The organism is Sphingopyxis sp. GC21 (genome assembly GCF_025727575.1).
Taxonomy (GTDB): domain Bacteria; phylum Pseudomonadota; class Alphaproteobacteria; order Sphingomonadales; family Sphingomonadaceae; genus Sphingopyxis; species Sphingopyxis terrae_A.
In genome coordinates, this window is record NZ_CP095845.1 from 2,406,338 (window position 1) to 2,431,353 (window position 25,016).

Annotated in this window: 23 protein-coding genes; 3 read left to right on the top strand and 20 right to left on the bottom strand. The window is 66.5% G+C overall.

What is annotated here, in order from left to right; translation table 11 throughout:
* Positions 1-9: 9 nt before the first annotated feature.
* The 16 genes from MU856_RS11580 to MU856_RS11655 form a co-directional block, all read right to left on the bottom strand.
* Positions 10-936, bottom strand: a complete 927-nt coding sequence (locus MU856_RS11580) for a D-alanine--D-alanine ligase (RefSeq protein WP_062900558.1) — start codon at positions 934-936, stop codon at positions 10-12.
* On the bottom strand, positions 933-1,832 hold the full coding sequence (gene murB, locus MU856_RS11585) for a UDP-N-acetylmuramate dehydrogenase (protein ID WP_217372600.1): 900 nt from the start codon (positions 1,830-1,832) through the stop codon (positions 933-935). Before murB ends, MU856_RS11580 begins: the two co-directional genes overlap by 4 nt.
* A complete protein-coding gene (gene murC / locus MU856_RS11590; RefSeq protein ID WP_186402672.1) occupies positions 1,829-3,259 on the bottom strand; it encodes a UDP-N-acetylmuramate--L-alanine ligase in 1,431 nt (476 codons plus the stop codon). Before murC ends, murB begins: the two co-directional genes overlap by 4 nt.
* Entirely contained in the window at positions 3,259-4,437 is a 1,179-nt protein-coding gene (gene murG / locus MU856_RS11595) for an undecaprenyldiphospho-muramoylpentapeptide beta-N-acetylglucosaminyltransferase (RefSeq protein ID WP_186402671.1), read from the bottom strand. Before murG ends, murC begins: the two co-directional genes overlap by 1 nt.
* Positions 4,438-4,447: 10 nt before the next feature.
* Complete coding sequence (locus MU856_RS11600; protein ID WP_003040034.1) at positions 4,448-5,698, bottom strand: FtsW/RodA/SpoVE family cell cycle protein; 1,251 nt, start codon at positions 5,696-5,698, stop codon at positions 4,448-4,450.
* Positions 5,691-6,998: a UDP-N-acetylmuramoyl-L-alanine--D-glutamate ligase gene (murD, locus tag MU856_RS11605; protein WP_186402670.1), complete on the bottom strand. Its 1,308-nt coding sequence runs from the start codon at positions 6,996-6,998 to the stop codon at positions 5,691-5,693. Before murD ends, MU856_RS11600 begins: the two co-directional genes overlap by 8 nt.
* A complete protein-coding gene (mraY, locus tag MU856_RS11610) occupies positions 6,995-8,065 on the bottom strand; it encodes a phospho-N-acetylmuramoyl-pentapeptide-transferase (RefSeq protein WP_062900564.1) in 1,071 nt (356 codons plus the stop codon). Before mraY ends, murD begins: the two co-directional genes overlap by 4 nt.
* On the bottom strand, positions 8,065-9,441 hold the full coding sequence (locus MU856_RS11615; RefSeq protein WP_263587653.1) for a UDP-N-acetylmuramoyl-tripeptide--D-alanyl-D-alanine ligase: 1,377 nt from the start codon (positions 9,439-9,441) through the stop codon (positions 8,065-8,067). The genes mraY and MU856_RS11615 overlap by 1 nt, the downstream gene beginning before the upstream one ends.
* Positions 9,438-10,877: a UDP-N-acetylmuramoyl-L-alanyl-D-glutamate--2,6-diaminopimelate ligase gene (locus MU856_RS11620; RefSeq protein WP_186402668.1), complete on the bottom strand. Its 1,440-nt coding sequence runs from the start codon at positions 10,875-10,877 to the stop codon at positions 9,438-9,440. Before MU856_RS11620 ends, MU856_RS11615 begins: the two co-directional genes overlap by 4 nt.
* A complete protein-coding gene (locus tag MU856_RS11625) occupies positions 10,877-12,571 on the bottom strand; it encodes a peptidoglycan D,D-transpeptidase FtsI family protein (protein ID WP_263587654.1) in 1,695 nt (564 codons plus the stop codon). Before MU856_RS11625 ends, MU856_RS11620 begins: the two co-directional genes overlap by 1 nt.
* The gene (locus tag MU856_RS11630) at positions 12,568-13,164 is read right to left on the bottom strand and encodes a hypothetical protein (RefSeq protein WP_062768706.1); all 597 of its coding nucleotides are present in this window, start codon (positions 13,162-13,164) and stop codon (positions 12,568-12,570) included. Before MU856_RS11630 ends, MU856_RS11625 begins: the two co-directional genes overlap by 4 nt.
* Complete coding sequence (gene rsmH, locus MU856_RS11635) at positions 13,158-14,150, bottom strand: 16S rRNA (cytosine(1402)-N(4))-methyltransferase RsmH (protein ID WP_082819788.1); 993 nt, start codon at positions 14,148-14,150, stop codon at positions 13,158-13,160. Before rsmH ends, MU856_RS11630 begins: the two co-directional genes overlap by 7 nt.
* Positions 14,147-14,647, bottom strand: coding sequence for a division/cell wall cluster transcriptional repressor MraZ (locus tag MU856_RS11640; protein ID WP_062900568.1), 501 nt, complete (start codon positions 14,645-14,647; stop codon positions 14,147-14,149). Before MU856_RS11640 ends, rsmH begins: the two co-directional genes overlap by 4 nt.
* A gap of 274 nt (positions 14,648-14,921) precedes the next feature.
* Positions 14,922-16,076: a hypothetical protein gene (locus MU856_RS11645; RefSeq protein ID WP_186402666.1), complete on the bottom strand. Its 1,155-nt coding sequence runs from the start codon at positions 16,074-16,076 to the stop codon at positions 14,922-14,924.
* Positions 16,073-16,459 (bottom strand): hypothetical protein, encoded by a 387-nt coding sequence (locus MU856_RS11650; protein WP_186402665.1) that lies wholly within the window; start codon positions 16,457-16,459, stop codon positions 16,073-16,075. The genes MU856_RS11645 and MU856_RS11650 overlap by 4 nt, the downstream gene beginning before the upstream one ends.
* Positions 16,456-17,436 (bottom strand): cysteine synthase A, encoded by a 981-nt coding sequence (locus MU856_RS11655; RefSeq protein ID WP_062768714.1) that lies wholly within the window; start codon positions 17,434-17,436, stop codon positions 16,456-16,458. The genes MU856_RS11650 and MU856_RS11655 overlap by 4 nt, the downstream gene beginning before the upstream one ends.
* A 195-nt stretch (positions 17,437-17,631) precedes the next feature.
* Here MU856_RS11655 and MU856_RS11660 point away from each other — a divergent pair, with 195 nt between their 5' ends.
* Entirely contained in the window at positions 17,632-19,704 is a 2,073-nt protein-coding gene (locus MU856_RS11660) for a TonB-dependent receptor (RefSeq protein ID WP_263587655.1), read from the top strand.
* A 65-nt stretch (positions 19,705-19,769) separates the two neighbouring features.
* Here the strand turns inward: MU856_RS11660 and MU856_RS11665 are convergent, their stop codons facing one another.
* The 4 genes from MU856_RS11665 to MU856_RS11680 form a co-directional block, all read right to left on the bottom strand.
* Positions 19,770-20,309, bottom strand: coding sequence for a hypothetical protein (locus tag MU856_RS11665; RefSeq protein ID WP_186402663.1), 540 nt, complete (start codon positions 20,307-20,309; stop codon positions 19,770-19,772).
* Positions 20,310-20,338: 29 nt separating this feature from the next.
* Positions 20,339-21,079 (bottom strand): 3-oxoacyl-[acyl-carrier-protein] reductase, encoded by a 741-nt coding sequence (fabG, locus tag MU856_RS11670; RefSeq protein WP_003040073.1) that lies wholly within the window; start codon positions 21,077-21,079, stop codon positions 20,339-20,341.
* Positions 21,080-21,101: 22 nt separating this feature from the next.
* Complete coding sequence (gene fabD / locus MU856_RS11675) at positions 21,102-22,040, bottom strand: ACP S-malonyltransferase (protein ID WP_062900573.1); 939 nt, start codon at positions 22,038-22,040, stop codon at positions 21,102-21,104.
* A gap of 125 nt (positions 22,041-22,165) precedes the next feature.
* Complete coding sequence (locus tag MU856_RS11680; protein ID WP_263587656.1) at positions 22,166-22,993, bottom strand: LD-carboxypeptidase; 828 nt, start codon at positions 22,991-22,993, stop codon at positions 22,166-22,168.
* Positions 22,994-23,095: 102 nt separating this feature from the next.
* Between MU856_RS11680 and MU856_RS11685 the strand changes: the two genes are divergently transcribed.
* On the top strand, positions 23,096-24,484 hold the full coding sequence (locus tag MU856_RS11685; protein ID WP_062900575.1) for a Mur ligase family protein: 1,389 nt from the start codon (positions 23,096-23,098) through the stop codon (positions 24,482-24,484).
* A 158-nt stretch (positions 24,485-24,642) separates the two neighbouring features.
* Entirely contained in the window at positions 24,643-25,008 is a 366-nt protein-coding gene (gene rpsF / locus MU856_RS11690) for a 30S ribosomal protein S6 (RefSeq protein WP_003040085.1), read from the top strand.
* The last annotated feature ends 8 nt before the right edge of the window (positions 25,009-25,016 follow it).

Consider the following 25,016-nt stretch of genomic DNA (forward strand, 5'->3'; position numbering starts at 1 on the left):
CTCCGCTGCTCATGCCAATGCTTCCCCCACGATGCGTTCGACGAGTTCGGCATAGTCCATGCCGATGGCGCGCGCCTGTTCCGGCACGAGGCTGAGCGGTGTCATCCCCGGCTGCGTATTGACCTCGAGCAGGAAAATGCCCGCAAGTCCATGCTCGTCGTCCCAGCGAAAATCGGAACGCGACGCGCCCTTGCAGCCGAGCAGGCGATGCGCTTCGACCGCCAGATGCTTCATCCGCTGCGCAACGTCGGCGGGGACATCGGCAGGACAGACATGTTCGGTCAGACCGTCGGTATATTTGGCGTCATAGTCGTAGAATCCCGACTTCACGCGCAGTTCGGTGACACCGAGCGCCTCATCGCCGAGTACCGCGACGGTCAGTTCGCGCCCCTTGATGAAAGGCTCGGCGAGCAGCCGATCGAACTCCTGCCACGGCCCCACAGCTTCGCGCGCAATCGGGTTGCCGTAGTTGCTGTCGTCCTTGACAATCGCGACGCCGACCGACGATCCTTCGTTGACGGGTTTCAGGACATAGGGGCGCGGCAAGGGATCGGCTGAAAACAGGCTTTCGCTGTCGACCATCGTCCCCGTCGGCATGGGAATACCATGCGGCACCAGCGCCTGTTTCGTCAATTCCTTGTCGATCGCGATCACCGACGTGACGAGCCCGCTGTGGGTGTATTTGAGGCCCATCAGGTCGAGCATGCCCTGCACGGTGCCGTCTTCGCCCGGAACGCCGTGGAGGGCGTTGAAGACGACATCGGGCCGCGCTTCGGCAAGCCGCTGCGCCACATCGCGGCCCATGTCGATGCGCGTGACCTTGTGCCCGCGGCTTTCGAGCGCGTCGGCAACGCCCTTGCCGCTCATCAGCGACACTTCGCGCTCGGCGGACCAGCCGCCCATCAGCACGGCGACATGCCACGGACCCCGGCTCACTTCGCCACTCCCAAGCGCTGAATCTCCCATTGCAATTCGATGCCGCTCTTCGCCTTCACCCGGCGGCGGACTTCCTCGCCGAGCGCTTCGATGTCGGCGCTCGTCGCCGCACCGGTATTGATCAGGAAATTGGTATGCTTCTCGCTCACCTGCGCGCCACCGATGGCGAAACCGCGGCAACCGGCCTCATCGATAAGCTGCCACGCCTTGCGACCGTCGGGGTTCTTGAAGGTCGAGCCGCCGGTCTTCGAGCGCAGCGGCTGCGACGCCTCGCGGCTCGCCGAGATGCGGTCCATTTCGGCCTGGATGGCTTCGGGTTCACCCGGACGCCCGCGGAACGTCGCGCCCACGACGACCGCACCTTCGGGCAATTCGCTGTGGCGATAAGTGTAGCCCAGATCGGCAAGCGGCAAGGTCCGGCGCTCGCCCGAGCGCAAGACGATGTCGGCCTCGACCAATATGTCCTTGACCTCGCTGCCATAAGCGCCGCCGTTCATCCGCACGAAGCCGCCAACGGTGCCGGGGATCGACCGCAGGAACTCCATCCCCGCGATCCCTGCGTCGCGCGCGGTCGACGAGACGAGGATGCCCGAGGCACCGCCTCCGCAGCGCAAGCTGGTCGCGTCGACGGCTTCGACCTTAGCAAAGGCCTTGCCGAGCCGGACGACGACGCCCGGAAAGCCGCCGTCGCGAACGATGAGGTTCGAGCCAAGGCCGAGTGCCATCACCGGAATCGCGGGATCGAGGTCGCGCAGGAAACCGGCAAGATCATCGGCGTCCTTCGGCTCGAACAGCCAGTCGGCAGGACCGCCCGACTTGAACCAGACGAGCGGCGCCAGCGGCGCCTTTGCGGTTAGCTTGCCGCGGACCGCCGGAAGCGTATCGGCGGTGCTCATACCGCCTCCACCGCGCTCGCCAGCCCCGCCGCCATCTTGGTGATGTCGCCTGCGCCGAGGCAGATGATCATGTCACCCGCGCCGAGCGTTTCGGTGCGGATCGCGTCGGCGATCGTTGCAGCGAGCGCGCCGGCGTCGGCAACGGTCGATGCATGGCGATGGCCGCGGTCGCGCAGCCCCTGCGCCAGCGCATCCGACGACACGCCCTCGATCGGGCTTTCGCCCGCTGCATAAACGGGCAGTGCGAGCACCATGTCCGCGTCGTTAAAGGCCTGCTGGAAATCGTCCATATGATCGCGCAGGCGGGTAAAGCGATGCGGCTGGACGACGGCAACGACGCGTCCCGCCCCGGCACCTTCGCGCGCTGCCGACAGCACGGCCCGGATCTCGACCGGATGATGGGCATAATCGTCGATCACCGTCACGATGCCGTCCCCGGCTGCAATCTCGCCGACCTTGGTGAAGCGGCGCTTGACCCCGGCAAAGCCGTTGAAGCCCGACGCGATATTTTCGTCCGACACGCCCATGTGCAGCGCGACCGCAATCGCCGCGAGCGCGTTCTGGACATTGTGGCGCCCCGACATCGGCAGGTGGATACCCTCGATCGTACGGCTATTGCCGTCGCGGTCGCGCACCACGACGTCGAAGCGATTGCCGTCGGGCCCCGGTGTCACATTGGTGCCGCGCACGTCGGCCTGCGCCGAAAAGCCATAGGTGACGATGCGGCGGTCGCGGATGCGCGGGATGATCGCCTGCACTTCGGGATGGTCGAGGCAGAGCATCGCCGCGCCATAGAAGGGCACATTTTCGATAAACTCGACGAACGCGTCCTTGATCGCGTCGAAGCTGCCATAATGATCGAGATGTTCGGGATCGATGTTGGTGACGACCGCGATCGTCCCGTCGAGGCGCAGAAAGCTGCCGTCGCTTTCATCGGCTTCGACCACCATCCAGTCCGACGCACCGAGCCGCGCGTTCGAGCCGTAATTGTTGATGATGCCGCCGTTGATGACGGTCGGGTCGATGCCGCCCGCATCGAGCAAGGCGGCGACCAGGCTGGTCGTCGTCGTCTTGCCGTGCGTGCCCGCAATCGCGACGGTGGATTTGAGGCGCATCAGCTCGGCGAGCATTTCGGCGCGGCGGACGATCGGGATGCGATGCGCGAGCGCGGCCTCGACCTCGGGGTTGCCGCGCTTCACCGCCGTCGAGGTCACAACCACGGCAACGCCATCGACGTTCGCGGCTTCGTGCCCGATCGCGACTTTGATGCCGCGTTGGCGCAGGCCCTCGACAACATAGCTGTCGGCAATGTCGCTGCCCTGCACCTGATAGCCAAGGTTGTGCATCACCTCCGCGATGCCCGACATGCCGATGCCGCCGATCCCGATGAAGTGGATGATGCCGATATCGGTCGCAACGCCGCGCATCAGTTCGCCTCCCGCCGCGCGGCGGCGACACCCGAAGCGGCGCGCTGGGTGCCGGCACCGACGCGGATGACATCCATCATCGGCGGCGCGGCAAAGCTTTCGACAAGGTCGGCAAGGTCACGGGTCGCATCGGGCAGGCCGCAGCTCGCCGCCCGGTCGGCAGCTTCTTCGAGCGCGCCGGGTTCGAGCGCCATGCGCTGGATATGCTTGGCGAGCGCAGCGGGATTGAAATCGCTCTGCTGGATCGAGATCGCGCCACCCGCCGCGACGAGATCGCCGACATTATAGGTCTGGTGATCGTCCATCGCGTGCGGATAGGGCACGAAAACCGCCGGCCTGCCGGCGCAGGCCAGCTCGGCGACGGTCGACGCCCCCGCCCGCGCTATGACGAGGTGCGCCCAGCGCAGCCGCTCGGGAAAATCGGTGATATAGGGAGCACACTCGGCCGCGACGCCAAGGGCGGCATATTTGGCGCGCACCGTTTCGATGTCAGTCTCGCGGCATTGCTGGACCACCTGCAAGCGGTCGAGCAGCGCGCGCGGGAGCATGGCGACGGCAGCGGGAACGACGTCACTCAGCACCGTGGCGCCTAGGCTGCCGCCGACGACGAGCAGACGAACGATGCCGTCCTCGGGCAGCGGCGGATAGCCGTCCTCGCGGATCGCGATAATTTCCTCGCGCACCGGATTGCCGATCAGGTGGCGCTTGTCGGCACAGGCGGGCGGGAAACGGCGGATATGATGGTAGGCGACCGCAATCGCATCGACCCGTCCCGCCATCAGCCGGTTGGTCCGGCCCAGCACGGCATTTTGTTCGTGGATGACGCTGGGCGTCTTGGTCGCGCGCGCCGCGAGCAGGCTGGGCAGCGAAGGATAGCCGCCGAAGCCGACGACCACCGCCGGGTCGAAATCGCGGATCAGGTCGATCGCCATCGCGCGCCCCTTGCGGATCGCCAGCGCCGCCTTCACCCAGCCGACGGGACCGCCCTGAACGCGGCCGGCGGGCAGAACATGCGTTTCCAGCTCGGCCGGCGCGCCCGGAATCCTGAGGCCGCGGTCGTCGCTGACCAGCGCGACGCGGTGCCCGCGCGCGATCAGTTCACCCGCCAGCGCATAAGCGGGCAGCATATGGCCGCCGGTGCCTCCGGCGGCGAGTAGATAGTGGCGCGTCGCGGTCATGGCCGGGCCGTCATTTCCTGTTCCAGTTACGGGTCATCGATACCCGCGCCGCATAGGGGTTTCGCCGGGTCAGCGACAAGAGCAAACCCATGCCGATCGACAAGGCGATGAACGACGAACCGCCATAGCTGATAAAGGGCAAGGTCATCCCCTTTGACGGAAAGAGCTGGGTATTCACTGCCATGTTGATCGTCGCTTGCCCGCCGAACTGCGCAATCAGACCCGCGACGGCGAGAATGAGAAAGCTGTCCTCTTCGTCGAGCAGCCGCACCAGAACGCGGACGATGATCGCCAGATAAAGGACGGCGATGGCGATGCAGGCGATGATCCCGAATTCCTCGCCGATGACCGAGAAGATATAGTCGGTGTGCGCCTCGGGAAGCTGGAACTTGGCAAGTCCCGCACCCGGCCCCGTGCCGATCAGCCCGCCGGCGGTCAGCGTCGCATGCGCCTTGTCGACCTGAAAGCTGTCGCCCTCGGCGAACAGCCAGATGTTGATGCGCTGCTGCGCCACCGGGTAGAAGAAATAGGCAAGGACCAGCCCCGCGAGTCCCGTGCCCGCGAGCCCCGCCATGATCCGCATCGACAGGCCGGCGACCATGACGAGAACGAACCATGTCCCCGCGAAGATGATCGTTTGCCCCAGATCGGGCTGGCTCATCAGCAGGATCGCGATGATCCCGGTAAAAACGAAGGACAGCGGCACGACCGGCAGATTCTGATCGTGCAGCCGCAGCGACAATATCCAGGCCAATGACACCGCGAAGAAGGGCTTGAGAAATTCCGACGGCTGGAGGCGGAAGATGCCGCTGCCAATCCAGCGCTGCGCGCCGTTCACCGTCGTGCCGATCAGCGGCACCATGAACAACAGGAAGACGAAGGTGATCGTGCCATAGATGGCAAAGCGCCGCGCCTGCGGTTTGGGCAGCATCGATACCGCGAGCATGACCGGCACGCCGACCATGACCCACATGAGCTGGCGATAGAAATAATAGAGCGGATCGAGGCTGGCGGTCGCGGTCGACAGCTTCTGCGCGGCGACCGGCGATGCCGCCGCCACGGCGACGAGGCCGATGGCGATCAGCATCGACACAAGCAACAGCAATACGCGGTCGATTTCCCAGAACCACAGGCCCAGCGGCGTGCGGTCGGCGCGGCTGAGGCGCGGGCCGCGGCGCTTCGTCGTCCGCGTCGTCGCGATGACGGGCCGCTCCGTGGTCGCATCCATATTGTCCGCCCCCCCGTTCATATCGTCATCCATTCCCCAACGCCTGCACCAGTTCGCGGAAGCGATCGCCGCGCTGTTCGTAATCCTTGAACTGATCGAACGAAGCGCAGGCGGGCGACAGCAACACGATGTCGCCGGGCGTCGCAGCGGCGGCGGCGGCTGCGACCGCGGCGGCCAGATCGCCCGACCGTTCGACGGGCAGCGCGTCGCCGATCTCGGCCGCGAAAGGCTCCATCGCCTCGCCGATCAGATAGGCGCGCTTGACATGGCCGAACCAAGGACGACAGGCGGTCAGCCCGTCGCCCTTGGCCTGCCCCCCGGCAATCCAGTGGACACGCTGGTCCGGCGCCGGCGGAAATGCCGCCAGCGCCGGTGCAGCGGAAGCCGCGTTGGTCGCCTTGCTGTCGTTGAACCAGCGGACGCCAGCGACTTCGCCGACCAATTCCATACGGTGCGGGAGCGCGCGATAGCTCGCGAGTCCGCGTTCGATCTGTTCGTCGTTCAGCCCCAGCACGCGGCATACCGCGATCGCGCACACGGCATTCTGCGCATTGTGCGGACCGTGCAGCGCGGGCCAGCGCGCCTGATCGGCGGGATCGATGTCCTTCGCCGAAACGCGGTGGAGCCGGTGATTGATGCGCCCCGCGATCATCCGCGACGGGTCATCGTCGACCGCGACGATCGCGACCTGATCGCGGTGCTGGAGCGCGAACAGCCGCTCCTTCGACGCGGCATAGCCGGCGAAACCGTCATAACGGTCGAGGTGATCGGGGCTGATGTTGGTCAGCACGGCGACATCGCACGCCAGGCTGTGCGCCAGGTCGATCTGGTAGCTCGACAGTTCGAGCACATAGACGCCGTTTTCGGGGAGCGGATCGCGGGCAAGGATCGGCAGCCCGATGTTGCCGCCCATCAGCGCCGGAACGCCCGCGCTTTCCAGCACATGGGTGACAAGCGCGGTCACCGTCGATTTGCCGTTGGTGCCGGTGATGCCGACGATGCGGTGCGGCGGCAGATCAGCCGCAGCTTCGGCAAACAATTCGATATCGCCGAGGATCGACACACCGGCTTCGCGGGCATGGTCGGCGATGGGATGGCGGTTGAGCGGCACGCCCGGCGACACGACGACGCCGGCAAAGCCGACAAGGTCGATCTCCAACGGATTGCCGATGTCGGCGCCGAGCGCCATCGCGGCATCGCGCGCCGCTTCGCGCTCGTCCCACGCGGTCACCCCCGCGCCGCTGGCGATCAGCGCCTCGCAGGTCGCCAGCCCCGAGCGCGCCAGTCCCAGCACCGCATAGCGGCGACCGGCAAAGGCGCGCGCGGTGATCACCGCAGCTTGAGCGTCGCGAGTCCGGCGAGCGCGAGGACGATCGAGACGATCCAGAAACGGACGACGACGGTGGATTCGGGCCAGCCCAATTGTTCGAAATGATGGTGGATCGGCGCCATGCGGAAGATGCGTTTGCCGGTCCGTTTGTACCAGAAGACCTGGATGATCACCGACAAAGCCTCGACGACGAACAGCCCGCCGACGAGCACCAGCACCAGTTCGTGCTGCGCCGTCACCGCAATCGTCGCTAGCGCGCCGCCGAGCGCGAGGCTGCCCGTATCGCCCATGAACACCGCCGCGGGCGGCGCATTGAACCACAGAAAGGCAAGGCAGGCCCCGATGATCGCGGCGGCGAAGATTGCAAGCTCACCTGCCCCCGGCACATGGGGAATGCCCAGATAGCCCGCGAATTTCACGTTACCCGACAGATAGACGATGACGAGGAAAGCAAGGCTGGCGATCATCACCGGAAAGGTCGCGAGCCCGTCGAGCCCGTCGGTCAGGTTCACCGCATTGCCGAAACCGACGATCAGCACCATCGCGAAGACATAATAGAGCGGCCCCAGGGGAATATAGACTTCGCTGAAAAAGGGCAGATAAAGGTCGGTGCCGGTCCGCGATACGATCAGCAGCACCGCGATGCCCGCAATCACGAATTCGACGAGCAGGCGCACGCGCCCCGGAATCCCGCGATGGCTCGACTTGGTCACCTTGTCGAGATCGTCGAGAAAGCCGACCAGCGCGAACCCGCCGGTGACGAAGATGCAGGCCCAGACGAAGCGGTTGGACAAATCCATCCACAGCAGCGCCGAAATCATTAGCGAGATCAGGATCATCAGCCCGCCCATCGTCGGCGTGCCCTTTTTCGCAAAATGGCTTTGCGGTCCGTCCTCGCGGATCGGCTGCCCCTTCCCCTGCCGCATCCGCAGCATGAGGATGAAGCGCGGCCCGATCCACAGACCGATGATCAGCGCCGTCGCAACCGCGGCGCCCGAGCGGAAGCTCAGATAGCGGATGAGGTTCAGAACCCCCGGAAAGCCAAGCCATTCCGCCAGCCAATATAGCATCAATAATCCCCATTGGTCAGCGCGGTCACGACATGCGACAGTCCCACGCTGTTCGATCCCTTGACCAGCACCGTATCGCCGGGCCGGATCAAGGCCCCCAGCCGCCCTACCGCAGCCGAGTGGTCGGCCACATGCTCGAAATCGATCCGCCCCTCAAGCGCTTTGGCGAGCGGCGCCATCTCTTCGCCGACAAGCAGGGCGAACTGCACACCAGCTGCGACGAGCGGAGCGGCCAGACCGGCATGATAGGCCTCGCCGCCGTCGCCAAGCTCCTTCATCGCGCCCAGAATCGCGACCCTGCGCGCACCGGATTCGCTGCCGAGCTGGCCGATGGTTGCGGCCATCGATGCGGGATTGGCGTTATAGCTTTCGTCGATGACGAGGATCGAACCGCCCGGCACCTCGACGCGGGTGCGCGCGCCGCGACCCGCAAGACCGCCCATCTCGGCGAAGGCCAGGCCCGCGGCGGGCAGGTCACCGCCAACCGCCTTGACCGCAGCAAGCACCGCCATCGCATTGGCCACCCAATGCGCGCCGCCTTGCGCGATGGTGAAGCAGAGCAGCGCGTCCTGAACCTGTGCCGTAACGAGCGATCCCCCCTGCCCGTCGGGCAACCAGTCGACCGCGCGCACATCGGCCCCTTCGCCCAGCCCGAAGCTGACGACATGCGCCGCATGCTGTTCGGCCTTGGCGCGCAGCCGCGCGTAATGCGGGCTGTCAAAGGGAAGGATTGCGGTGCCGCCCGGCTCCAGCCCCTCGAATATCTCGCCCTTCGCGTCGGCGATCGCTTCCTCGCTGCCGAAAAATTCCATGTGCGCAGGCGCGATGGTGGTCACGATGGCGACATGAGGGCGTACCATCCGCGTCAGTGCCGCCAGCTCGCCCGCATGGTTCATCCCCATTTCGAAGATGCCGAAATCGGCGGTCGAGGGCATGCGCGCCAGGCTCAAAGGCACGCCGACATGATTGTTGTAGCTTTTGACCGAACGGTGCGCTTTGCCCGGGCGAAAGCGGTCGAGCGCCGCGAACAGCGCCTCCTTGGTCCCCGTCTTGCCCGCCGAGCCGGTGACGCCGATGATCCGCCCATGGCTGCGCGCGCGCGCCGCGGCGCCGAGCGCGTTCAACGCTGCGGCGCTGTCGGCGACGCGGATGTGCGGAAAGTCTATATCGTTTTCGCAGATGATACCCGCTGCGCCGGCGGCAATCGCCTTGTCGATGAAGTTATGGCCGTCGGTCGCCTCGCCCTTCATCGCGACGAACAGGTCGCCCTTCGTCACTTCGCGCGAATCAAAGGCAACACCTTGCACCGTGAAATCGGCGCTAGCGGTGCCGCCGCACGCCGCCGCGATCGCGCGCGCCGTCCACAGCGGGGTCATGCCGCCACCTCGCGCGCGACGCTCACATCGTCGAAGGGGATGACGCGCAGCGCGTCACCGCGTCCGACAATCTGCCCCTGTTCGTGCCCCTTGCCTGCGACGCAGATAATGTCGTCGGCGCGCGCCATCTCGATCGCGGCAGCAATCGCGGCGCGGCGGTCGCCGATCACCTGGGCACCCGGCGCGCCTTCGGCGATGGCGGCGCGGATCGACGCGGGATCTTCGCCGCGCGGATTGTCGTCGGTGATGATCGCGATATCGGCCTTGGCGGCGGCGATGCGGCCCATTTCCGGGCGCTTCGCCTGATCGCGGTCGCCGCCCGCACCGAACACCAGGATCAACCGCCCCGTGGCGTGCGGCCGCAACGCATCGAGCGCCGCCTCCAGCCCGTCGGGGGTGTGGGCATAGTCGACATAGACGGGGGCGCCCGCGCGCGTGATCGCCGCACGCTCGAGCCGTCCGCGTACCGGCTGGAGCCGCGCCAGATTGGCGAGCGTCTGCGCACCATCGCCGCCGGTCGCGATGACCAGCCCGGCCGCGACCAATGCGTTGGCGGCCTGATAGGCGCCGATAAGCGGCAGGTCGACTTTCTGCGTCAGAGCACCTGCCGCAACGGTCAGCGTCTGCCCGAGCTGCGTCGGCGTCCGCCCGACAAGGCGCAGTTCCTCACCCTTCGTTCCCACGGTAAGCAGGCGCAGTCCGCGCGCGCGCGCCGTCTCCACCACTTTGGGCGAATGGGCATCGTCGGCCCAGACCACCGCGGCTCCGCCGGGTTCGACAACCTCGGTGAATAGCCGCAACTTGGCGCCCAGATAGGCTTCCATCGTGCCATGATAATCGAGATGATCGTGGCTGAGATTGGTGAAGGCCGCCGCCTTTACCGGCAGGCCTTCGGTGCGATATTGATCGAGCCCGTGGCTCGACGCCTCGAAGGCCGCATGGGTCACGCCCTCGGCCGCCAGGCCCGCCATGTTCGACAGAAAGGTCACGATGTCTGGCGTCGTCAGTCCGGTGACGACCCGGTCGGCGCCGGTGGTCACGCCAAGCGTTCCGATCGATGCTGCGTGAAGGCCCGCCATTCGCCAGAGCTGACGCGTCATCTCGACCGTCGAAGTCTTGCCATTGGTGCCCGTGACCGCGACGCAGGTTGCGGGAAAACGGTGAAAGAAGCGCGCCGCAAGCCGCGCGAAGGCGCGCCGCGGATTGGCATCGGCGATATGCACCGCGCCCTCGACCACGGCTTCGGGCCGCGCGACGACGGCGACGGCGCCCGCCGCCACCGCGGCGGCAATAAAGTCCTCACCGTTGAATTTTTCGCCGACGAAGGCGCCGAAGACATTGCCCGGCGCAACCTTGCGATGATCGATGGCAAGCCCGGTCACCACCGGACCGTCCCCATCGACATGATCGCCGCCGGTCAGCGCCGCGAGCCGCATTATTCGCTTTCCCCGTTCTTCCACAGCAGCGGCGTCAGTTCCGACACGTCGACGTCGCGGCTTTCGTCGGGGAACAAGCCGAGCATCGGTCCCGCACGCATCACTACTTTCTTGACCACCGGCGCGGCGGTGTAGCCAGCGGTGCGCTGCCCCGAGCTGAAGGCGTTGCCCTTGGGTTCGTCGATCATCACCAGCACCACGTAACGCGGATTGTCCATCGGGAAGACGGCGGAGAAGGTCGACACGAGCGAATGGCGACGATAGCCGCCGGCGCCCGGCTTTTCGGCGCTGCCGGTCTTGCCGCCGACGCGAAAGCCCGGGGCGTCGGCCTGGCGGCCCGTGCCGTCGGACACGATCAGGCGCAGGAGCTGGCGCATCCGCGCACTCGTCGATGCCTTGAACACGCGGCGTCCCTGCGGCGGCGCCTTGTCGCCCAGCTTCAGGATCGTCGCCGGACGCCAGATGCCGCCGTTGACCAGCGCGGCATAGGCGCTGGCAAGGTGCAGCGGAGTGACCGCAATGCCGTGGCCATAGCTGGTCGTCATCGTCGACAGCCGGCCCCATTCGCGCGGCCACAGCGGGAAGGCACGCTCCTTGAGTTCGATTTCGGGGCGTTTGTTGAATTCGAGGCTACGGAACATCGCCTCCATCTTTTCCTTGCCGAGCTGGTCGGCGATCTGCGCGGTGACGATGTTCGAGCTGTGGATGAGCGTTTCGGGGACGTTGAGCCAGCGGTTCATCATGTGCGAATCGCGGATGCGGAAACCGGCGATCGCCAGCGGCTGCGTTGCATCATAGCGCTTCGCCATGCTCGTCACGACGCCATTGTCGATCGCGGCGCCGATCGAGAGCGGTTTGACGACCGATCCAAGCTCGTAGAGATTATAGGTCACGGCGTTGCGCCGCGTCGTCGGATCGCTACCCGCCAGCTTGTTCGGATTATAGGTGGGCAGCGACGTCATCGCCATCACTTCGCCCGTGTGGACGTCGAGGATGATGCCCGCCCCGCCGATCGCCTCCAGATTGGTGACAGCGTTCGACAACTCGCTTTCGAGCACGCCCTGCACGCGCGCGTCGATCGACAGCGTCAGCGGATCGCCGCGCGTCGCCTTGTCGATCAGCCGCTGGTCAAACGCGCCCTCGACGCCAGTGACGCCATGGCCTTCGGCGTTGGTGAAGCCCAGCACATGCGCCGCGAGCGACATCTGCGGATAGAGGCGCTCCTTTTCGCGCGGAAAATCGAACCCTACATCGCCGATGGCATTCACCGCCGCCACCTGATCGGGCAGCGCCCGTCGCCGGATATAGGTCGGGCGCGGGCCCGTCAGCTTGGCGAGCAGGTCCTCGCGCGTCATGTCGGGAAAGATCTTGTGCAGTTCGTCGGCGAGATACTGGCGATCGTTGAGCAGTTTCGACGGCATCACACGGATCGAATAGCCGTCGATCGTCCGAGCGAGCGGCACGCCATTGCGATCGACGATATCGGCGCGCGCGGGCACGAAGGCCGTGCTGTTGCCGCCGCGGCCGGCATCGCTATCGAACAGCGCAAAATAGAGCAGCCGCACCGAAACGAGGAAAAATGCCGCCATGAACAGCAGCATGAGCATCATCAGCCGCTGTTGCGCGGTCAGCAATATCTGCTGCCGCACCCCAGCGGTTCGAACCCGGGTCGGACGGACGACCAGCGTGTTCATTGGCCCGATTTGCCCTCCTTCGCTTCACGCGCCGCGGCACGCTTGAGGTCGGCGAGCGTCGATTCCGCAAGGAGCTGGTCCTCGATCATCTTGAGCTGTTCGCGGCGACGCGTCGGCGCCAGACGCGGCGCGCTGTCGCTGCGCACCGGCGTTTCGGCCTGCGCCAGTACGACGGGCTTTTCGGCGGCCGGCTTCGCCTCGGCCTTCACCGGCGTCGCGGCGGGTTCGGGTGTTCCGACGGGGCTGACCATTGCCATCAGCACCGGCGCGACTTCATTGGCGCCGCGAGCGCGCGGCAAACCGTCGAGCGAAGCAAGCTGGCGCTCGCTCGACAGATATTGCGAGGCATCCGGCGCCGAGTAGCCGAAGCTGTCGGCGTTCCACTGTTCGAGCTGGCGCATCGAAGCGCGCACCGCGAGTTCGGATTCAAGGTAGCGGATATTGTCGCGCGTGCGCTCGATCTGATGATTGATGCGCGCGAGTTCGCTGCGCGTCGCAGCGACCTTCAACGAGACCGGATAGAGCATCATCGCGAAGATGAGCACGAGCAGCACCAGGCCGATCCCCTGAAGCTTGCGGGCCGCCATCAGCATGAGATTGCCTCCTTCGTCGTCAATTGGGTCGGCCAGGCCGGGGCTGCGGTGCGCACGGCGCTGCGCAGCGTCGCGGAGCGCGCGCGCGGGTTGCGCGCCTCTTCGGCCTTGCCGGGGCGCACCTTGCGCGCCGGCGGCTGAAAGGTGGCGGCCCGCGCCGCTCCGATCGGCGCGGGCCGGTGGCGCGAGCCGGCGGCGTCGCCGCCGCTACGCTCGCGCAGAAAGTTCTTCACGATCCGGTCTTCGGTGCTGTGGAAGCTGACCACGGCAAGCCGGCCGCCGGGGCGCAGGACGCGCTCCGCCGCGGCGAGCCCCTCCATCAGTTCGTCGAGCTCGCCGTTGATGTGGATGCGGATCGCCTGAAAGCTCTTCGTTGCCGGATCCTTGGGCGCGCCCGGCGGATGGCGCAGCGCCTTGCGGATCACCGTCGCCAGTTCGCCGGTGCGCGACAGCGGGCGCGCAGCGACGATTGCCCGCGCGACGCGGCGCGACTGACGTTCGTCGCCATAATGATACAGCACGTCGGCGATCTCGGCCTCGTCGGCGCGATTGAGCCATTCGGCGGCAGTCTCGCCCTCCTGCGCCATGCGCATGTCGAGCGGGCCGTCCTTCTGGAACGAGAAGCCGCGCGCATCGCGGTCGAGCTGCATTGACGAAACGCCGATGTCGAAGGTGATGCCGTCGACCGCGCCGATGCCCCGTTCGGCGAGCAGGCGGTCGATTTCGCCGAAGCGGCCGTGGATCAGCATCAGCTTGCCGTCGGCTTCGGCGACGAGCGCCTGCCCCTCGGCAATCGCATCGGGGTCGCGGTCGCACGCGATCACCTCGGCCCCCGCGGCGAGCATCGCACGCGTGTAGCCGCCGGCGCCGAAGGTCGCGTCGACATGCCGCTCGCCCGGAGCGATGGCAAGGGCGGCGATGACTTCTTCGCGGAGGACCGGATCATGGCGGGGATCCCGAGGCAGGTCGGGGGAAAGATCGGTCACTTGCGCCCCTTCCCCTTCGTCTCTTCCCAGGCCTTGGCAAGTCGCTGGAGCACCGGATCGGCATCGACGCAGTCAGCGAGCGTCGGCAGCCACCATACTTCGAACCGGCGGCCCGACCCGACAAAGGCGGTCGCGCCGGCATCGCCGACGCGGTCGCGCGCGGTAAAATTGGGAAGGAAGCGCCCGCTGTCGTCGAGCGTATAGGCCTCGGTATAGCTGAACCGCTTCTTGAACGCCTCGTCCTCGTCGAAATCGATATTGCGGGCGAGCGCGGTGTCGCGGTCGCGCTCGATCTCGTCGGTCAGGCGATCATATTGATCCTGGCCATAGGCGACCAAACAAGGCAGCTTTTCATGGAAACCAACCCAAAGCACGCGCTGACCGTCCGCATTGAGGGGCACATTATTGCGGAACTGCGAAGGGACGGCGATGCGTCCCTTGCCATCGATCGCGGCGAAGTTGGTACCCGAATACCGGCCGGGCGTCACAACTGCCATCGCTGAAGCCCCCCGTTTCGCGCCTCCGGGCAAAACTTCCCCGTCCGCGAAAATCGCAGGATTTCGCGCCAAAAGACTCGGGTGGAGATTGCCCCTCTCCGATTCCTGAGTATCAAGAGTCGATTAGGGTGAAAAGGGGTATTTTAGGGTGAAACAGGGTAATTGCGCCCCAAATGGGCAAAAATGTGCTCAATTGATCAAGCAAAGCGGGCTCCGGCGCCGAAACGCCAGCCGCGGGAAGCAGAAATTCGGGGTGTAATGGGGCCGCGACCTCTCAGTCGGCGGCGGCGCCTATCCAGAGCGGGCGCAACCAGCCGCGCGCGTCGGCTCCGCGCAAGCGCGCATCCAGCCACTCCATCGTGTCGGCATGGCGCAGATGCGCCGCCCAGCGGGGCTGCGGCTGCCAGAGCGGGGCGAACAGCATATCGGCGTCACCGACCAGCCACGCTTCGCCCTGCCCGATCCGGCAATGGAGCAGATGACCGCCCGCGATCCGCACGCAGGCAGGCGGCACCTGCGTAAAGCGACCGGCGCTGAACAGGCGCAGGCGGGCGCCGCCCCCATCGACGGCGATCGGCCTTGTTTCCGTATCGGGCGCCGCGGCGAGCGTGATGCCCCAATGGTCGAGCAACGGGGTGAGCAGACTCGTCACCGGCGGATTGCGCGGATCGCCGAGCGGGTGGCGCGGCGGCCAGCCCGAAAGCGCATCGGCGAGGATCACCGCGCGCCCGCCGCCACGCACAAAGGCGTCGATCGCGACAAGATCGCGCGGTGCAAGCGCGGGGGGATGCGCGAGCAACAGGGCATCGCCGCGCGCGAGCGGGTGGTCGGCAAGACTGTCGACGAGCCGCAGCGGCCCGCCGCGCGCGATCCGGTCGAGTGCGGGGTCGTCGCGGGCGCCCTCGGCAAGCATCGCGGCCAGATCGCCGCCCGACCAGCGCAGCGGCAGGCTTGTCATCATCGTCACCGGCACGGCGCGCGGCGCCGGAGCACGATAGGCAAGCGCCAGCAGCCCGTGTGCGGCGGCAAACCAGCTAAGGATCGCGGCGGCGATCAGCAGCACGCGAAAAAGCCCGCGCGGCCGCGCGGCCTGGACCATGCAGTCGGCCCAAACTGCCACCACGCTCCCGCAACCCGCGCTCAGCACGAGTTGCAGCCAGGGGAAGGCTCCCGCGAGCCAGGCCGCAAGCAGCGCCTGCCCGATCAGCGTCAAAGCAATCGCGACGCCAAAGGCGGCGCGGCGTTCAGTTCGGGAAGCGCGGCGCGCCGTCCACGCCAGCGCCGCCAGCGGCAACGGCCATAGAGGCAGCAGCAGCGCGGGATCGATCCGGCCGAGCATCGCCTGTCCGCCGACGAACCAGCCCAGCGCCAGCACCGCGGCCGCCGCCAGCGCGCCACGCAGCAGAGCGCCGGGAGGCGGCAATGTCACTGTTTCGACTGGCGAACGCGCTCGAGTTCAGGATCGGGTTCGAGGTCGGGGACGGCGGGCGCGGTCGGCACCTTCGCCGCGGGGTCGTCATTCTGCTCCTTCGAAACCGGCTGCACGCCCAGCTCCTCGAGCGGCGCGCTCGCGGGCTTCTGGTCGGCGCCCGGCACCTTGACCTCCGCCGCAGTGTCGGGGTCGGCGGCGGCGCGTTCGCGCGCCCGGTCGCCGATCAGCCCCGCCATCCCGACGAGCAGCAGGACGGTCAACACCCCCGCAATGCCGATCTGGAGCCGCCGCATCGCATCATGTGGCGGCGGCGGCGCCGCATCTGCGGGTGCCGCGGGGTTCGGCGCGATCGCTGGCTTGATCTCGGGCTTGCTGCTCATGCTGCCGCCTCGGCGAGGCCTTTGCTCGCCAGCCATTCGGGATTGTAGAGCGTCGACAGATAGCGAAAGCCGCTGTCGCACAAGATCGTCACGATGCGCTTACCCGGACCAAGCTCGCGCGCGAGCGCCATCGCGCCCGCGACATTGATCCCCGACGACAGGCCGACGCACAGCCCCTCGTCGTCGAGCAGGCTGCGACAGACCGCGAGGCCTTCGGCATCCGAAATGCGGAATTGCGTGTCGATCGGCGCGCCGTCCAGATTGCCGGTGATGCGGTTCTGCCCGATGCCTTCGGCGACGCTCGACCCCTCGGGTTTCAGCTCGCCGCACTTGTAGTAATTATAGAGGCCGGCGCCGTGCGGATCGGTCAGCGCAATGGTGATCCGCTCGTCCTTGGCCTTGAGGCCCAGGCCGGTTCCCGCGATCGTGCCACCGGTCCCCGCCGCGCAGGTGAAGCCGTCGACGCGCCCCTCCATCTGCTGCCAGATCTCCTCGGCGGTGCCGCAGATATGCGCCTTGCGGTTCGCGATATTGTCGAACTGGTTGGCCCAGATCGCATTGTCGGTTTCTTCGGCGATGCGGCGCGAGGTGTGCACGAAATGGCCGGGGTTTGCGAAGGGCGCCGGCGGCACCAGCACCAACTCGGCACCAAGCGCGCGGATCGTCGCCATCTTCTCGGCACTCTGATTGTCGGGCATGACGATGATCGTCCGGTAGCCGAGCGCGTTGCCGACGAGCGCCAGCCCGATACCGGTGTTGCCCGCCGTACCCTCCACGATCGTCCCGCCCGGCCGCAGCAGGCCGTTCGCTTCGGCATCGCGGACGATGTAGAGCGCGGCGCGATCCTTCACCGATCCGCCGGGGTTCGCATATTCGCACTTGGCCCAGATTTCGCAGCCCGTGGCTTCGCTGGCGCCCCGCAGCAACACGATCGGCGTGTTGCCGATCAGGTCGAGGCTGTTCTTCGCATTGATCATGTCCTTGATCTAGGCCCGCGCCCCTGCGCCTGCAAGACAGCTTCGCTTGCGGCGCGCATGGCCGCGCTTTGTCGACGAACGGGGCACCGGCGCCGACCAACGACGGGGCCCGGTCCCAGCGCGGGGTTGCATCTGTAACAGTATATCATTACTGCGCCCGTCGAACTCGTCACGATATAACAGGAAATTGTCGCCATGCGCTTGCTCCCCGTCACCAGCCTGACCCTCGCCCTACTCCTCTCCACCCCCGCTTTCGCGCAGCAGGGCGCCGCCCGGTCGGGCAGCGACGATGATTTTCACACCGACCAGGGCATCGTCGTCACCGCGCCCTATGTCCGTAGCCTCGACATCCTGGGCAATGTGTCGGTGATGCAGGGCGAAAAGCTGGCACAGGATATTCGCGGCCAGATCGGCGACACGCTCGCATCGCAGCCCGGCGTATCGTCGAGCAGCTTCTCACCCGGCGCGTCGCGCCCCATCCTGCGCGGCTTCTCCGGCGAACGCGCCGCGGTCCTTGTCGATGGCCTCGGCGCGATCGATGCGTCTTCGACGTCGGCCGATCATGCCGTGTCGATCGATCCGCTGACCGCCGATCGTATCGAAATTCTGCGCGGCCCGTCGGTGCTGCTCTTCTCGAGCCAGGCCGTCGGCGGGGCGGTGAACGTCTTCGACCGCCGTATCCCGCGCGCCATCCCCGAAAGCCCCGCCCACATCGATGCGCTCGCCAGCTATGGCACCGCGGCGCAGGACAAGAGCATCGGCGCCTCGATCGACGTGCCGCTCGGCCAGCGCTTCGTCGTCCATGCTGACGGCAATTATCGCGATTCGAACGACGTGCGCGTCGGCGGGCTGATCTATGCGCCTGCACTGCGCGCGCATCTACTCGACCTCGCCGCCGATGCGAGCGCCGGCGGCGACGCCGAGGAAGCGGCGCGGCTGACTGACGCCGCGAACAGCCGCGGCCGCGTGCCGAACAGCCAGAGCACGAGCAAGAGCGCCGGCGTCGGAGCCGCCTTCGTCGACGACGGCGGGTCGCTCGGCATCAGCTTCGGCTACCTCGAGGACGAATATGGCATCCCGCCGCGCGCCGACATCAACGAGCTGCCGACGATCAAGGCGCGCCAGTATCGCGTTGATGTGCGCGGCGAGGTCAATCTGGGCGACGGCCTGTTCGACAAATTGCGTATCCGCGGCGCCTATGCCGACTATGCCCACACCGAATTCGACGATGGTCAGCCCGGCACGCGCTTCACCAATCGCGGCATCGAGGCGCGCGCCGAACTCGCCCAGAATGATCGTGGCGGCTGGCGCGGTGCGAGCGGGGTCCAGTACAGCTTCCGCGATTTCGCGGCGATCGGCGACGAAGCCTTTCTTCCCGCCAACGAAACGACGCGCCTCGCCGCCTTCACGCTGCAGGAGCTCGAACGCGGCCCGGTGACGCTCGAAGGCGCGCTGCGTTTCGAAAATTCCAAAGTAGCGGCGAACAGCATCGGCTTCGACCGCTCGTTCGACAGCCTGTCGGGCGCGGCCGGCCTGTCGTATCAGCTCGCCGACGGCCTTAAGGCCAGCGTGTCGGTTTCGCGTAGCGAACGCGCGCCCTCGGCCGAAGAGCTGCTCTCGGACGGGCCGCATGCCGCAACGCTGACCTATGAACGCGGCAACCCCGATTTCGCCAAGGAAACGAGCTGGGGCGGCGAGGCATCGCTCAAGTTCACCCGCGACGGCTGGTCGATGGGGCTGACCGGCTATGCAAGCTGGTTCGACAATTTCATCTATGAAACCGACACCGGCCTGATCGCCGACGACTTGCCGCTGTTTGAATTCCGCCAGAACAAGGCGCGGGTATGGGGATTTGAATTTCAGGGCACCGCCCCGCTGGCGCAGGCGGGGGGCTTCAACTTCGTTGCCGACGCGACCGCCGACATGACGCGCGCCAAGATCGTCGACGGTCCCTATGTCCCGCGCATCCCGCCGCTGCGCATCCGGGGCGGGCTCGAAGCGCAGAGCGACCGCGTCGATGCACGCGCCGAGGTCGAATGGACCGACGACCAGACCCGCATCGCGCCGTTCGAGACCGCGACCAAGGGCTTTACGCTGGTCAACGCCTCGCTGACCTGGCGCCCGCTTCCCGACACGAAGAATCTGTCGCTGACGCTGGCAGCCGACAATATCTTCGACGTCGATGCCCGCCGCCATGCGAGCTTCACCAAGGATTATGTGCCGCTTGCCGGCCGCGACATCCGCATTACCGCGCGCGCCAGCTTCTGACCGCGTGCCGAAAAAGGGGCCGGGTTTCCGTGCGAAACCCGGCCCTCTTTTTTGCCCCTTGGCTTCTAGTGGCTCAGAAACTGCTGGCGGCGGTTCCAGTAAATTGAACTGGCCGCGGCATAGGCGCCGACTTTTTCCCATACCGATTGATCGACGCTTTCGACATCGACGCCGGCGGCGGTATAGGCATTAATGATCGTGTTGATCTGATCCTCGGTCATCTCGCTGCTGAGATCCGGGTTGGCCCCCTTCGGCCCGAAGTCGAGCGAGCGATCGACCGGGTCGACCGACAGGCCGGCCTTCCTGATCTGACCTGCGAACCATTCGCGCGACACGCGGGCAAGATTATAGTCGAAATAGACATCCTTGCGATCGGCCGCGATCCCGTTCTTCGTCATACAGTCGGTCGAGAGCGCACCGAACTGTTCGAACAGCGGCCGCGCGGCGTCGCTGTCACTACCCGCCATCGCCGCGCCGATCTGCGCGCGCAGGTCGGGCGAAACCGTCTTGGCGACGCAATCGAGCGCGGCTCCGTCCTGCGCCAGCGCGGCGCCGGGCACGCCCGCGAACCCGAGTGCAACCGCCGCTATCCAAATCCTTGTCATTTCTGCTTTTACCCCCTGAAACGCGCCCCTCAGGACAGCATGGCCATGCCGCCGTTCACGTGCAAGGTCTGTCCGGTGACATAGCCCGCTTCTCTCGACGCGAGATAGACAACGGCGGCGGCGATATCGCTCCCCTCGCCCATGCGGCCCGCGGGGATGCGCTGGTTGAGCGCTTCCTTCTGCGCATCGGGCAAATCGTCGGTCATCGCAGTTGCGATGAAACCGGGAGCGACGCAATTGGCAGTGACGCCCCGGCTCGCCAGTTCCTGCGCCAAGGCCTTGGTCATGCCGGTCACGCCCGCCTTCGACGCGGCATAGTTCGCCTGCCCCGGATTGCCGGTGGCTCCGACGACGCTGGTGATCGAGATGATGCGGCCGAAGCGCGCCTTCATCATCGGCTTGGCGGCAGCGCGCGCGAGGCGGAAATTGGCCTCGAGATTGATGCGGATGACGTCCATCCACTCTTCGTCCTTCATCCGCATGATCAGATTGTCGCGCGTCACGCCCGCGTTATTGACGAGGATATCGAGCTGACCAAGCGCCTCGACCGCGGAGGGCACGAGTGCGTCGACCGCCGCGGCATCGCCCAGGTTGCACGGGAGCGCGACATGATCGCCGCCCAGACTATCGCGAAAGGCATTCAGCTTGTCGGCATTGGACCCCGACACCGCAAGCCGCGCGCCCTGCGCCGCAAGCGCCTGCGCGATTGCGGACCCGATGCCGCCACTGGCGCCGGTAACAAGCGCGGTCATACCGGTGAGATCGAACATATTATTCTCCTGGAATCCGTTTTCAGAGCGTCTTGAGCAATGCCTCGATGTCGTCCATCGATATCACGCTCACCGTCTCCACATCACCCGATGCGCTGCGCTTGACCATCGGGCCGAGCACCTTGCCGCCGAATTCGACGAACTGTGTCACCCCGATTGCTTCCATGGCGCCGACGCTTTCGCGCCAGCGGACACGGCCCGTCACCTGTTCGACGAGCAGGTTGCTGATGGTATCGGCATCACTCACCGGACTGGCGGTGACGTTCGCGATCACCGGCACCAGCGGCGCCGTCGGCGGGTTGGCTCCTAGCGCCTCGGCCATCGCATCCGCGGCGGGCTGCATCAACGGGCAGTGGAAGGGTGCGGACACCGGCAGCAATACGCCGCGCTTGATGCCATAATCCTTTACCATCGCCACGGCGCGCTCGACTGCGCCCTTGTGGCCCGAGATGACGACCTGCGACGGATCATTGTCGTTGGCGACGGTGCAGACCTCGCCCTCGGCCGCGGCGTCGGCGAGCTTCTGCGCAGTGTCGATGTCGGCGCCGAGCAGCGCCGCCATTGCGCCGACCCCGACGGGGACCGCCGCCTGCATAGCCTGCCCGCGCGTTTTCAGAAGCCGCGCAGTCGTCGCCAGGTCAAAGGCACCGGCAGCGCACAGCGCGCTATATTCGCCGAGGCTGTGGCCCGCGACATAAGCGGCCTTGCCCGACAGCGTCACGCCGCCGTCCCGTTCGAGCACGCGCAGCGTGGCGATCGCGTTCGCCATGATCGCGGGCTGGGCGTTTTCGGTCAGCGTAAGCTGATCTTCCGGCCCTTCGCTCATCAGCTTGAAAAGATGCTGGCCGAGCGCCTCGTCGACCTCCTGAAACACCTCGCGCGCATGCGCCGACGCCTCGGCGAGCGTCTTGCCCATGCCCACGGCCTGGCTGCCCTGACCCGGAAAGATGAATGCGCGCATGACCTAGCCCCTTCTCGTCGGCCCCGCGAAGGCGGGGGCCGCTGTCGTTTTACACCTTGCCGTCGACCAGGCCGACGACGCCCCCCGCCTTCGCGGGGGCGACGGAAAGTGCCGCGCCTATTCGCTCACCCCGCGCGATGCAAGCCGAAGGGCACGACCTTGTTGGCCACGTCATGGCCGATGTCGGCGCGGCCAAGCCAGGTGATGCCGGTCCGCGCGCACCAGTCCTGCGCGATTTCCTCGGCCTCCATTCCGAACGGCCGGTCGTTTTCGGGAATGTCGCTGACGCGTCCCAGCCGGATGCCCGCCAGACCGCGCGGCGCCAGACAGGTCGCGACATGGAAAAAGGCGCGGTCGAAGGCGTAGAGATATTCGCTCACTTCTTCGACGATCAGCAGATGCCCCGACAGATCGGGCTCGAGCGGCGTGCCGAGAAGCATCGACAGCGTCATCACGTTGAACGCGGCATGGCGCGCGCCGTGCCGCAGGCCGGGCTCGCAGGCCGCCGGATCGCGCGCGACGAGCCAGTCGAGCGCCCGCGTCACCGCCGCTTCACCGCCTTCGCGCCGGATGTCGGCGACCATCGGGCCGTGCGCGACATGATCGAAGCCCTCGCGGTACAGGCAGCCGAGCAGATTGCCCTGATCCGAATAGCCGAGATAGGCCTTGTGGCGCGCCGCCTCGCCCATGGCGGCGACGGCATCCTCGGCGATGCGGCAGGCACCATAGCCGCCGCGCGCGAACCAAATCGCGTCGATGTCGGGGCGGTTGGCCATCGCCACCAGCGCTTCGCGCCGCACCGCATCGGCGCCCGCAAAATGCCCGTGAACGACAAAGCATTGCGGATCGAACACCAGTTCGACCTCGGGATAGCCCAGCGCCGCAATGGCCCGCACCGCTTCCGCATCGTCGGGAAGAATGGGGGTGGAGGGGGCAATGATGCCTATGCGCATGACTTGAAATAACCCAACGATCCGTTCGCATCGAGCGAAGTCGAGATGCCCCTCGGCCTTGCGCCAGTTGCAAACCCTTCGCCAACGCCATATCGCGCCGGCATGGCCGAAAACAAATCCTATTTCTTCTGCGGCATCGGCGGATCGGGGATGCTGCCGCTCGCGATGATTGTCGCGGCGCGCGGCGCGGCGGTCGCGGGGTCCGATCGCAGCCGCGATCAGGGTCGCAGCGCCGACAAGTTTCACTGGATCGAAAGCCGCGGCATTGCGCTGTTCCCGCAGGATGGCAGCGGCGTTGCCGCCGGGCAGACGCTCGTCGCTTCGGCGGCGGTCGAGGACAGCGTGCCCGACGTCGCAGCGGCAAACCGGCTCGGCCTGCCGCGCCTGACGCGCGCCGAACTCAACGCGGCCCTGTTCAACGAAGCGGGCCGCGCGGTCGGCGTCGGCGGGACAAGCGGCAAGTCGACCGTCACCGGCATGATCGGCTGGATCCTCGATCGCGCGGGCGCCAATCCCACCGTGATGAACGGCGCGGTAATGCGCAATTTCGCCGACGATCAAACCCCCTTCGCTAGCGCACTCGTCGGCGATACCGCGACTTATGTCAGCGAAGTCGACGAAAGCGACGGGTCGATCGCCCTCTACCAGCCCGACGTTGCGGTCGTCACCAACATCAGTCTCGACCACAAGAGCCTTGCCGAACTGCACAGCCTGTTCGGCGATTTCGCGGCCAAGGCGCGCGTTGCCGTGGTCAATGCCGACGATCCCGAATCGGCGCCGCTGCTGGCGGGAGGAAACGTCCTGCGCTTTGGATTTTCGGAGAGCGCCGCGATGCGCGGCAGCGACTTCGAGGCGCTTCCCGACGGGTGCCGCTTCAAGGTCCATTTCGCCGGCGACACCCACGCGGCGGTGCTGCGGATGCCCGGCCGACACAATGCCGCCAATGCGCTCGCCGCAATCGCCGCCGCGCGCGCGCTCAACATTCCGGTCGTCCGCTCGGTCGAGGCGCTCGCCAACTTCGCCGGGCTCGCGCGCCGGTACGAGGTGCTCGGCCAGGCGAACGGCGTCACCGTGATCGACGATTTCGCGCATAATCCCGACAAGGTCGCCGCGACGCTCGCCGCAGTTGCCGAGCTTCCCGGCCGCGCTTTGCTCTTCTTCCAGCCGCACGGCTATGGCCCGCTCCGCCAGATGGGGCGCGAGCTTGCCGCCAGCTTTGCGCGCGGCATGCGTCCCGGCGACCGGCTCTTCGTCTGCGATCCCGTCTATTTCGGCGGCACCGTCGATCGCAGCATGGGGAGCGAAACGCTCGTCGCCGACATCGTCGCGGGCGGTGCCGACGCTGTCCATGTGCCGGTCCGCGCCGATTGCGGCGCTGCGATGGTGCAGGAGGCGGCGCCCGGCGACCGTATCCTGATCCTCGGCGCGCGCGACGACACACTCACCGATTTCGGGCGGGAATTGCTGGAAAAGCTTGCATCGCGCGCTTGATTAATCCCCGCGAATCTGTATAGGCGCGCTCATTCGGGGCGAGGCCACGTTGCCATCGCCCCGTTTGCTTTGCACCAATACGCAAAGCCGGACGACAGCCGGAGGGGTTTCGCGATTGGCGCGAAATCAGCGATCGGCCAAATCGAAGGACGCAAACCATGCCGTTTTACGAGCATGTTTTTATCGCGCGTCAGGATCTGAGCCAGGCTCAGGTCGATGCGCTCGCCGAAGGCATCACGAACATCGTGACCGAATTTAAGGGTCAGGTCCACAAGACCGAAACCTGGGGCCTGAAGCAGCTCGCCTACAAGATCGCGAAGAACCGCAAGGGTCATTACGCGATGCTGTCGGTCGAAGCGCCGGGCGAAGCCGTCGCCGAAATCGAACGCCAGGCGGCAATCAACGAAGACATCATCCGCTGGATGACCATCAAGGTCGACGAACTCGAAAAGGGTCCGTCGGTAATGATGCGCAAGCAGGAACGTCGGGGCGGCCGTGGCCGTGACCGCGACGGCGAAGAATAAGGAAAACG

What these genes read in the sequence shown, in the direction of transcription:
- murB (WP_217372600.1), bottom strand. Translation starts at nt 1,832, where the DNA reads ATGAGCACCGCCGATACGCTTCCGGCGGTCCGCGGCAAGCTAACCGCA.
- murC (WP_186402672.1), bottom strand. Translation starts at nt 3,259, where the DNA reads ATGCGCGGCGTTGCGACCGATATCGGCATCATCCACTTCATCGGGATC.
- murG (WP_186402671.1), bottom strand. Translation starts at nt 4,437, where the DNA reads ATGACCGCGACGCGCCACTATCTACTCGCCGCCGGAGGCACCGGCGGC.
- MU856_RS11600 (WP_003040034.1), bottom strand. Translation starts at nt 5,698, where the DNA reads ATGGATGACGATATGAACGGGGGGGCGGACAATATGGATGCGACCACG.
- mraY (WP_062900564.1), bottom strand. Translation starts at nt 8,065, where the DNA reads ATGCTATATTGGCTGGCGGAATGGCTTGGCTTTCCGGGGGTTCTGAAC.
- MU856_RS11615 (WP_263587653.1), bottom strand. Translation starts at nt 9,441, where the DNA reads ATGACCCCGCTGTGGACGGCGCGCGCGATCGCGGCGGCGTGCGGCGGC.
- MU856_RS11620 (WP_186402668.1), bottom strand. Translation starts at nt 10,877, where the DNA reads ATGCGGCTCGCGGCGCTGACCGGCGGCGATCATGTCGATGGGGACGGT.
- MU856_RS11625 (WP_263587654.1), bottom strand. Translation starts at nt 12,571, where the DNA reads ATGAACACGCTGGTCGTCCGTCCGACCCGGGTTCGAACCGCTGGGGTG.
- MU856_RS11630 (WP_062768706.1), bottom strand. Translation starts at nt 13,164, where the DNA reads ATGCTGATGGCGGCCCGCAAGCTTCAGGGGATCGGCCTGGTGCTGCTC.
- MU856_RS11640 (WP_062900568.1), bottom strand. Translation starts at nt 14,647, where the DNA reads ATGGCAGTTGTGACGCCCGGCCGGTATTCGGGTACCAACTTCGCCGCG.
- MU856_RS11650 (WP_186402665.1), bottom strand. Translation starts at nt 16,459, where the DNA reads ATGAGCAGCAAGCCCGAGATCAAGCCAGCGATCGCGCCGAACCCCGCG.
- MU856_RS11655 (WP_062768714.1), bottom strand. Translation starts at nt 17,436, where the DNA reads ATGATCAATGCGAAGAACAGCCTCGACCTGATCGGCAACACGCCGATC.
- MU856_RS11660 (WP_263587655.1), top strand. Translation starts at nt 17,632, where the DNA reads ATGCGCTTGCTCCCCGTCACCAGCCTGACCCTCGCCCTACTCCTCTCC.
- MU856_RS11665 (WP_186402663.1), bottom strand. Translation starts at nt 20,309, where the DNA reads ATGACAAGGATTTGGATAGCGGCGGTTGCACTCGGGTTCGCGGGCGTG.
- fabG (WP_003040073.1), bottom strand. Translation starts at nt 21,079, where the DNA reads ATGTTCGATCTCACCGGTATGACCGCGCTTGTTACCGGCGCCAGTGGC.
- fabD (WP_062900573.1), bottom strand. Translation starts at nt 22,040, where the DNA reads ATGCGCGCATTCATCTTTCCGGGTCAGGGCAGCCAGGCCGTGGGCATG.
- MU856_RS11680 (WP_263587656.1), bottom strand. Translation starts at nt 22,993, where the DNA reads ATGCGCATAGGCATCATTGCCCCCTCCACCCCCATTCTTCCCGACGAT.
- MU856_RS11685 (WP_062900575.1), top strand. Translation starts at nt 23,096, where the DNA reads ATGGCCGAAAACAAATCCTATTTCTTCTGCGGCATCGGCGGATCGGGG.
- rpsF (WP_003040085.1), top strand. Translation starts at nt 24,643, where the DNA reads ATGCCGTTTTACGAGCATGTTTTTATCGCGCGTCAGGATCTGAGCCAG.